Below are 7,811 nucleotides of genomic sequence, written 5' to 3'. Positions count from 1 at the left end.
GTCCGTCGACGGCCAGGTGGATCTTGGTGGTCAGTCCGCCGCGCGAGCGCCCGAGCGCCTGTCGGCCCTGATGGATCTGGGCTGATTGCTGCCCGGGCGTCCCGTCACGGCTCCCCCTTTACGGGCTCCTGCGGCGTGCTGGTGGGCGCGCACGATGGTGGAGTCCACACAGATGGCCGACCAGTCGACCTGGCCTGCGGCGTCGTCGTGGACCTGGATGTGTTCCAGGAGCCGGGCGAAGGTGCCGTCGGCCGACCAGCGGCGGAACCGCTGGCAGACGGTCTGCCAGGGGCCGTACCGTTCCGGGATGTCGCGCCAGTCGGCGCCGGTGCGGATCTTCCAGACGATGCCGCCTGGCACCTGGCGATGATCGCGCCAGCGGCCACCGCGCTCAGGGTCGGCCGGCAGCAGGGGGGCGATGCGCTCCCAGGCGTCATCGGTCAGTTCATGGCGACGAACCATGTGTTCTATCCAGTCATAGGGTCGACGGGGTGTCAGGCGAACTGGTCTGCGGCCGGGGAGTGTGAGGGGCCGGTAGGCCTCTCACCTGGGGTTCGGGGCAAAGCCCCGAAGAACACAGTCCGAGCGCGAACCGCGCGTAGCGCGAAGACTCAGCGAGGCACCCGCGCAGCCGGGAGCGGTACTTGGTCCTGCTGGAGTCGGCCAGTGGTGAGCGCTCGAGCGCGGTGGCGTATTCGGCGAGGATTGCCGCGTACGGGTTGGGGAGCTCTGCGGCTCGCGACCGGGTTGTGTTTCCGGAAGCTGGTCTGGAGGTCTGCGGGATCTCTGGGGTTGTGTTTCCGGAAGTCACTTCCGGATTCTACTTCCGGAATTGCGGCATTCCGGAAGTAAAGCAGGATCGGTTGCGCCTTCGCCGGGCGTTTGACCTCAAGTGTGGTTGAGATTGCACGATGGCGACCGGGGCGTTCGTCCCTGCATCCGACCTTGAGGAATGTGTTCATGAGCACCGATGCCGGTTTCTATTCGATCATCGACTACACCGTTGATGGCGTTGACACACAGCGTGAGCTGGTGGAGGCGTTCGCGGAGATCCAGGAGCGGTGGGTGCGCTTCTATCCCGGCTATCGCTCGGCTCGTTTCCATGTGAGCACCGACGGGACCCGGGTGTACAACATCGTGCACTGGGCGAGCGAGGAGGACTACCGCCACTTTGTGGAGACCTCCGACACCGATGGCCGGATGGCCGCCATCGGCAAGGCACTGGAGGGCCTGTCCGGTAAGGCCGAACCCCGCATGACCGGCGTGCCCACCTACACCGTCGTCCGCGAGGTCGGCCCCGGGCTACAGCGCCTCGATGCCTGATCGGCCGATCCCTGTTGGCGGGCGGCTGTGCCTGTCGGCAGCACGCCGCCGGGTGAACCGAACTCGCTCCATCAACCACGATCACTGTGCGGAACATTCATGAAGCTTGAGATCTACGCCGATGTGCTGTGCCCCTGGTGCTACATCGGCAAGAGACGCCTGACGGCCGCCTTGGCCCAGCAACCCGGCCGCGACAGCATCGAGATCGTCTGGCGCGCCTACGAGCTCGCGCCGGACGAAGGCCGGACGCCCGGGCCGACCGCCGCGGAGGCCATGGCCGGCTGGTGGGGCGAGCAGGCGCCCGCCCGCATCGCCCGGATCCGGTCGCTGGGCGCGGCCGAAGGTCTGGAGCTGAACCTGCATCTGGCCCGCCCGGTGAACACCTTCGACGCGCACCGGCTGGTCAAGCTGGCCACCGACCGCGGCCGGGCCGACCAGATGATGGAGCTGCTGCTGCACGAATACCACACCGAGGGGGGCAACGTGGCTGACCCGCAGATCCTGCGGCGTCTGGGCGGCGAGGCCGGGCTGGACACCGGTGAGGTGCGCACTGTGCTGGACGGCGACGACTACGCCGACGAGGTACGCGCCGACCGGCGCCGCGCGGCAGAGCACGGTGTCACCAGTGTGCCCAGTCTCGTGATCGACGGCCGCCCGCCGGTCTCTGGAGTCCAGCCCGTCGCCGATCTGCAAGGGCTCCTGCGGACCGAACCGACCGACTCGCACGGCGTTCTGATCAAGTCTGACCGGCCAGGCTGACAGACGATCCGATCACACCAATCGCGCCCTCTCGACATCTTTTTCTGGAAGGAATCTCATCAGCGATGGACATCGGTATCGGGTTGCCAGGTCATGCTGGGTGGACCGAAGGCACAGCCCTGGTGGAGTGGGCACGCCGCGCCGAAGCACGCGGCTTCTCCACCCTCAGCGTCAGTGACCGTCTGGCCTGGTCGACGCCGGAGCCTTTGATCACTTTGGCCGCCGCGGCCGGCGCCACCTCGCGCATCCGGCTCTTGACCAGTGTGCTTCTCGCGCCCTTGCGCGCCAACCATGCCCTGTTCGCCAAGGCCGTCACCACCCTGGACCAGCTTGCCGGACCCGGCCGCCTGCAGTTGGGGCTCGCCCCGGGAGCCCGGGAGGACGATTTCCTGCTCAGCAGGGTCGACTACGGCACCAGGGGTAAGCAGTTCGACCGGCTCCTGGATCGGCTCGCCACCGTCATGGCATCCGATGACCTCGTGGGCCCGCGGCCGGCCACACCCGGCGGGCCCGCCCTGCTGTTCGGCGGTAATTCGAAGGCGACCCTGCACCGCATCGCCTCTCATGGAACGGGATGGATCGCCGGCGACGCGACCGTACAGGACGTGCAGGACTTCGCCCCCCAGATCCGGCAGGCTTGGAAGGCGGCTGGCAGAGCCGGCTCGCCCCGCCTGGTGGCATCAGTGATGTACGCGCTCGGTCCCGACGCCGAGGCCGCGATTTCCGATGCCATCGGCTCTTACTACGCCTTCGCCGGCGACGAGTACGCGCAGTACGGCATCTCCATCGCCTACACCGAGCCAGAACAGATCACCGCCGCGATCGCCGCCTTCGACCAGATCGGCTGCGACGAACTGATCTTCATGGGTAACCACCCTGATCCCGCACAGGTGGACCTCCTGGCCGAGGTCATCGGCCTTTAACCGCGGGCCGAAACGGGCGAGGTGGCAACTGACAGTCGCCTCGCCCATGCGACATCCATCAACCTCCCAACAAGCCCTGCGTGGCTGGAAGAGGGCTCGCCGCAGGTCCCGCACCCGGGCAACTCGCGCTGCGCTGCTGCTAACACCGATCTCTGACGGCGGGCTTAACCAGTAAGAGCGGGCACGTCGTGAAAGGGACGCAACCCGGTGGTCGCGTCGGCGCGGGTGAAGGCATAGCGGCCCAGGAAGTTGATGTGTTCGTACTGGATCGGCGACAGGCGGGCGCATATCTCGTCGGTGACCGGAAAGCCCTGCTCGCGCAACTGCTCGACGACGGCATTCAGGTACAGGCTGTTCCACCAGATGACCGCGTTCAAGGCCAGGCCGAGGCTGCCGAGCCGGTCTTCCATGCCCTCGCGGTAGCGCTGGCGCAGCTGACCCCGGTTACCAAAGGCTGTCTTGCGGGCCAGCCGGTGCCGAGCCTCCTGCACATTCAGCTGAGTGCCGATCATCCTGCGGTAGCCCTCGTCATGCAGGAACTGCAGCAAATGCAGCGGCTTGAAGATGCGGCCGTAGTGGACGAACGCCTCCCCCAGGCCGGTGGGACGGCCGTCGGCCGACAGCATCCGGATCAGATCGTAGGCGCGTACGGTGCCCACGGTCAGCGAGCCGGCCACCCGCAGCATGTCGCCCCAATGAGCTCGGATCCGGTCCAGCCGGACGGTGTGGCGGGACTGTGCTCCAGCGGCCCGTAGGTGGCGCGCGTGTTGGTCCCCCACAGCCGCATGTCGGCCAGGTCGGCTATGCGCGGGGAGAACTGGTAGCCGCAGATCGCGAACAGCCCGAACACCAGGCCGGAGTAGCTGGCGGTATCGGTGATGATCGTTTCGGGGCGAGGGCCGCCGTCAAGATTGTGGATGGCGCCCAGGATGAACAGCGAGTCGCGCAGCGTGCCCGGGACCACCAGCCCACCGATGCCCATCACCTGGTCGTTGACCACATTGAGCCAGGTCGCGCCGCCTCGCAAAATAGACCGGATTATGGCCGGCGTGCAGGCTGGCCACTGGCACCACGAAGCGCAGCCCGTCGGCCGAGGCGATGTGGCCATTGCCCCAATGCCGGACGATGCCGATCCCGGCCTGGGCGCCGATCAGCCGGGCGTTGGCCGCCGCGATCGTCTCCGCACGCAGATAGCCCTGGTCGACCTGCTGCAACCGGGCCCGCGTCAGAGCGGGCACGTTCGGATTCTCGATCGGCACCAGGCCGACGTTGCACGCCTCGGCCACGACGAGGGCAGCCAGGCTCATCGGAAAGTCGTCCATCGCGGCATCGATGCCGGAGACGTGGGTGAAGTCCGCGGGCAAACCGGTGCGGTCGAAGACCTCCAGCAGCAACTCGGGGAAGTCCAGCCGGGGCAGCATGCCGTCGACCAGGCTGCGCAATTCCTTCATCAGCGGCGGTTCGGCCAGCGGGCCAAGCTTCTCCAACCGCAACCGACCGCCGACGAACTGCACCACGGTGTTACCGCCGAGCCCGTCCAGCACGCGGGTGCAGGCGCCCTCCAGCGCGCTGGCGAGCTCGGCCAAATGCCCGGCCGGCTCCAGTTCGAGTTCCAGCGAAGTCAGCACACGCGGGCGCGCCTGCTCCCACGCCTGGCCGTCCAGCAACCGGGCCCGCGGATCGCTCCACCGCTCCGAACCCTCGGCGAACACATCGCGCCGGCGGCTCTTGGCCATCACCGCGGCGGCGCGCACCATGGCCAGCACCGGTGTACCCGCCTCGACCACGCGGAACCGGATCGTGGAAAGCAGCGGATCGATGAAGCCCTGCACGGCGCGGTAGCGCTTGACCAGCTCCGCACGCCACTGCGCGGCAGCGGCGTCATCGCTGACCGGCACGAACTCCGCCACCGTCTCCACCGCCGAGGCCAGCTTCTCGCGCGGCACCACCTCCTCGATCGCCTTCCACACCTCCACCAGCGACACCAGCCGCTCCTCGGTCGCCTCCGGCACCGCCATCAGCACCTCCATCGCCGCGGCCATCGTCGGTGCCGTCCGCAACCGTTCCAGCTCCGAGCGGCGCTTGCCGTCCGGCACGGCCGGCAATCCCACCAGCGCGGCGCGCATCTCGGCCGACAACCGGCCTGACAGCAGCGCGTGCAGCCGCTCGTTCTCCGCCCGCCGCACCTCGCCGACCAACCGCACCAACACGGTCACGCCCGGCAGCAGAACGCGCTCCTTGAGCATGTGCACCCGAGCCCGGTCGAACAGCGCCCGAGGCCCCTCCGCCGAGGCTCACACCCGTGCCGCCATGTACTGGCGCACCTCTGTTTCGCGCGAGCCGAAGTCGCGATAGCCCAGCAGTTCCCGGATCTCCCACGCGTGCTCGTACACCGTCTGCTGCCGCTGCCCGTAGCCGGCCAAGTGCGCCGGATCCAGGCCGAGCTGCTCGGCCACGAACGCGACCGCGCCCGGCGGCACGGCCAGCGGATCGTCGGTCAGGAACACCCCGAGCATCCGCACTGTGCCCCACTGCACGGCCCAGCCGAGCGTGGTCGCCGGACGCCGCTTGGACATCAGCGCGTCCAGCGCACTGCGGTCCAGCCGGAAGAACTGCTCCAGCTCCGCAGACGAGGGCTCCTCAGGGAAGCGACCATAGCGGGCGATCTGCTCATCAGAGAGAAATTCGAAAGGCATGGCCCAGGAACGTAAGCCCCGCAACCAGCCCAAATGGGTGCCGTCACCGAACCGGTACGAAGATCAATTTCCTACCGTTAATTTCTGTACTCAGCCTCCTCGAAGGCCGAGCTCATGGCGACGCCGGGAAGCCGGGGCGGGACATGACCTCGCCCGCGCATGTCGGCGCGCAGCTCGCGCAGGGCCTCTGTGCTCTCCGCGGCTTCCTGCTCGCGGCGCAGTGCCCACAGCAGACGTTCTTCGGCTCGTACGGCCAGGCGCTTGGTCTCTTACCAACACCGTCCACAGCCCCCTGAACGCACGCTGTGCGGCATGACCGGCACCCTGGCCAAGGTCGTTGTCCGCACGATGAATCACAGTGCGGGCAGGGGCTTGGATCGCTCGTTGTCGGCAGTCGCCCAGAACGCTGCCCGCCACGCCGCGGCGAGACCGTCGCGGCTCGCCTCGACGGCAGCGGCGGTGTTGCCGCCGGGAACCGCGACGCGGTCCACGATCTCGGCCAAGGGCGTCCCGTGATCCAGTAGCCGGCTGACGGCGTCGATGCTCTGCGCGAGGAGTTGTTCGGCCAGACCCGGGGGTAGCGGCGCGCCGCGCTCGATCTGCGCTGCGATCATCGATTGGGCCACACTGGCCAGAAGTGCCGGACCGCACGATGCCAGGTCGGTGGCTGCCCGGCCCTGTCGCTCGCCGATCACGAACGGCCGGGAAAACCCCTGTAGCAACTCCGTCAACTCGGCAACGGCGTCCTCGCTCAGGCCAGGGCCGGGCATGAGCAGCGTCGCGCCCGCACCGATCTCGTTACCGACGCTGGGAATCAGCTTGGCAACGGGGCAGGGAACCGAGTCCGCCAGCCTCGGCAGGGGCAGTGCGTTGTTAATCGTGACCACGATGTGCTCCGCCGAAAGTCGAGGACGCACAACGGCGAGCACGTCAGGAAGGTCCACGTTGCGCACACACAGAACAACCAGGGTAGCCCGGTCAACCAAGTCGGCTGGCGGCAGCACCGTGGCGGTAGGTACAGCAGCGCGTACGCGCTCGATGCTGGATATCGACCGACCTGCGACGAACAATCGTGCCGGTTCGACTGCTCTGCTGAAGCCAGCGGCCAGAGTCAGCCCCATTCGGCCCAAGCCCACGATCCCCACAGTCCGTGCTGTCACGAGCACCATCATCCCGGAATCTCGCTGCCGCCGTGGACCCGCCTGCCGCCTTGGACATCGATTGACCGCCGGCCAGGCGTGCTGTCGGCCGGTGTCGGCACGGGCGGGGCCGACGTCGGCCCCGCCCGATTATCGATCTCACATAATCAGCATTGTGGGAGATCGTCGCTGCAGCCGCTGCTGGATGACCGCTCCCCCGGTGAGCCGTTGTTCGTCCGGGCCGACGGCCGGCCGTTCGACCGCTGGCGGATGACCACCGCGCTGCGCCGGGCCGCGACCGCCGCCGGCGTCGACCACACCCGCCTGACCCCGCACACCGCGCGGGCCACCGCCGCCACCGCGGCGCTGGACGCCGGGGTGCCGCTCGCCGACGTCCAGGAACTCCTCGGCCACGCCTCCCCGGTCACCACCCAGCGCTACAACCGCCCGGACCGGGGCCCGGTCACCTGCCGCCGCTGCCTGAAACTCACCCACACCGACCCCGCCGGCGAGCAACTGGAACTGTTCCCCGAGCCGGAACAAGCCTCTGGCGGGGCCTGACCCTCAACCTACGGCTGCGCCGGCGGGAAGTGCCGGTCGAGGATCTCCGCCCATTCGGGAAGGATGACGAACCCCCGCTGGGTGGCCTGGAGCGTGGCCAGCTCGGCGAAGGCGGCGACGAACGGGTTGTCACGTTGTCGGCGGGCAACGCCTGCAGTGCGGCCTGCAGCCGGGCGTAGCCGGGGTGCCACCGGAGTACGGCAGAAACGGACCGCGTCAGTCGAATCCGCAGGTCGGACAGGCCGAGAGCTGGGGTTTCGGCTGTGGATGGCCTTGTCCAGCCTGGGGCCGGATTGCGATCGGCATGGCTACCGGCGCGCCGACCTGCGGAGATGTCGTTCGGTTGACCTGACAGAGCCCACTTCTGTTTGGTCGGGGGCGGCGCGGCGCGTTTCTGCCGTATTCCGGCC

General features: G+C 68.3%; 7 protein-coding genes and 2 pseudogenes. 4 read left to right on the top strand and 5 right to left on the bottom strand.

Annotated elements, in window-relative coordinates:
- Positions 1-462 (bottom strand): annotated as a pseudogene (locus ACWDS7_RS44490) (IS5 family transposase); the annotation flags it as partial.
- Positions 463-960: 498 nt separating this feature from the next.
- Here ACWDS7_RS44490 and ACWDS7_RS44485 point away from each other — a divergent pair.
- The 3 genes from ACWDS7_RS44485 to ACWDS7_RS44475 all read left to right on the top strand — a co-directional run bounded on the left by ACWDS7_RS44485 (position 961) and on the right by ACWDS7_RS44475 (position 3,005).
- Complete coding sequence (locus tag ACWDS7_RS44485; RefSeq protein WP_451934215.1) at positions 961-1,323, top strand: antibiotic biosynthesis monooxygenase family protein; 363 nt, start codon at positions 961-963, stop codon at positions 1,321-1,323.
- A gap of 99 nt (positions 1,324-1,422) precedes the next feature.
- Positions 1,423-2,082 (top strand): DsbA family oxidoreductase, encoded by a 660-nt coding sequence (locus ACWDS7_RS44480; RefSeq protein WP_451934214.1) that lies wholly within the window; start codon positions 1,423-1,425, stop codon positions 2,080-2,082.
- A gap of 65 nt (positions 2,083-2,147) precedes the next feature.
- On the top strand, positions 2,148-3,005 hold the full coding sequence (locus ACWDS7_RS44475; RefSeq protein WP_451934213.1) for an LLM class flavin-dependent oxidoreductase: 858 nt from the start codon (positions 2,148-2,150) through the stop codon (positions 3,003-3,005).
- Between the two features lie 164 nt (positions 3,006-3,169).
- Here ACWDS7_RS44475 and ACWDS7_RS44470 read toward each other — a convergent pair.
- From ACWDS7_RS44470 to ACWDS7_RS44460, 3 genes and pseudogenes are all read right to left on the bottom strand, one after another.
- Positions 3,170-4,426: pseudogene (locus ACWDS7_RS44470) on the bottom strand (transposase).
- An 873-nt stretch (positions 4,427-5,299) separates the two neighbouring features.
- The gene (locus ACWDS7_RS44465; protein WP_451934212.1) at positions 5,300-5,701 is read right to left on the bottom strand and encodes a DUF4158 domain-containing protein; all 402 of its coding nucleotides are present in this window, start codon (positions 5,699-5,701) and stop codon (positions 5,300-5,302) included.
- Between the two features lie 353 nt (positions 5,702-6,054).
- Positions 6,055-6,870, bottom strand: coding sequence for a pyrroline-5-carboxylate reductase family protein (locus tag ACWDS7_RS44460; protein ID WP_451934216.1), 816 nt, complete (start codon positions 6,868-6,870; stop codon positions 6,055-6,057).
- Positions 6,871-6,939: 69 nt separating this feature from the next.
- Here ACWDS7_RS44460 and ACWDS7_RS44455 point away from each other — a divergent pair, with 69 nt between their 5' ends.
- The gene (locus tag ACWDS7_RS44455; protein WP_451934211.1) at positions 6,940-7,401 is read left to right on the top strand and encodes a tyrosine-type recombinase/integrase; all 462 of its coding nucleotides are present in this window, start codon (positions 6,940-6,942) and stop codon (positions 7,399-7,401) included.
- Between the two features lie 8 nt (positions 7,402-7,409).
- Here the strand turns inward: ACWDS7_RS44455 and ACWDS7_RS44450 are convergent, their stop codons facing one another.
- Positions 7,410-7,592: a hypothetical protein gene (locus tag ACWDS7_RS44450; protein WP_451934210.1), complete on the bottom strand. Its 183-nt coding sequence runs from the start codon at positions 7,590-7,592 to the stop codon at positions 7,410-7,412.
- Positions 7,593-7,811: the final 219 nt, after the last annotated feature.

The sequence above is a fragment of the Streptosporangium sp. NPDC003464 genome (assembly GCF_053588315.1).
The sequence above is the reverse complement of the archived record's forward strand: the minus strand, read 5'-3'. Positions and strand labels throughout refer to the sequence as shown.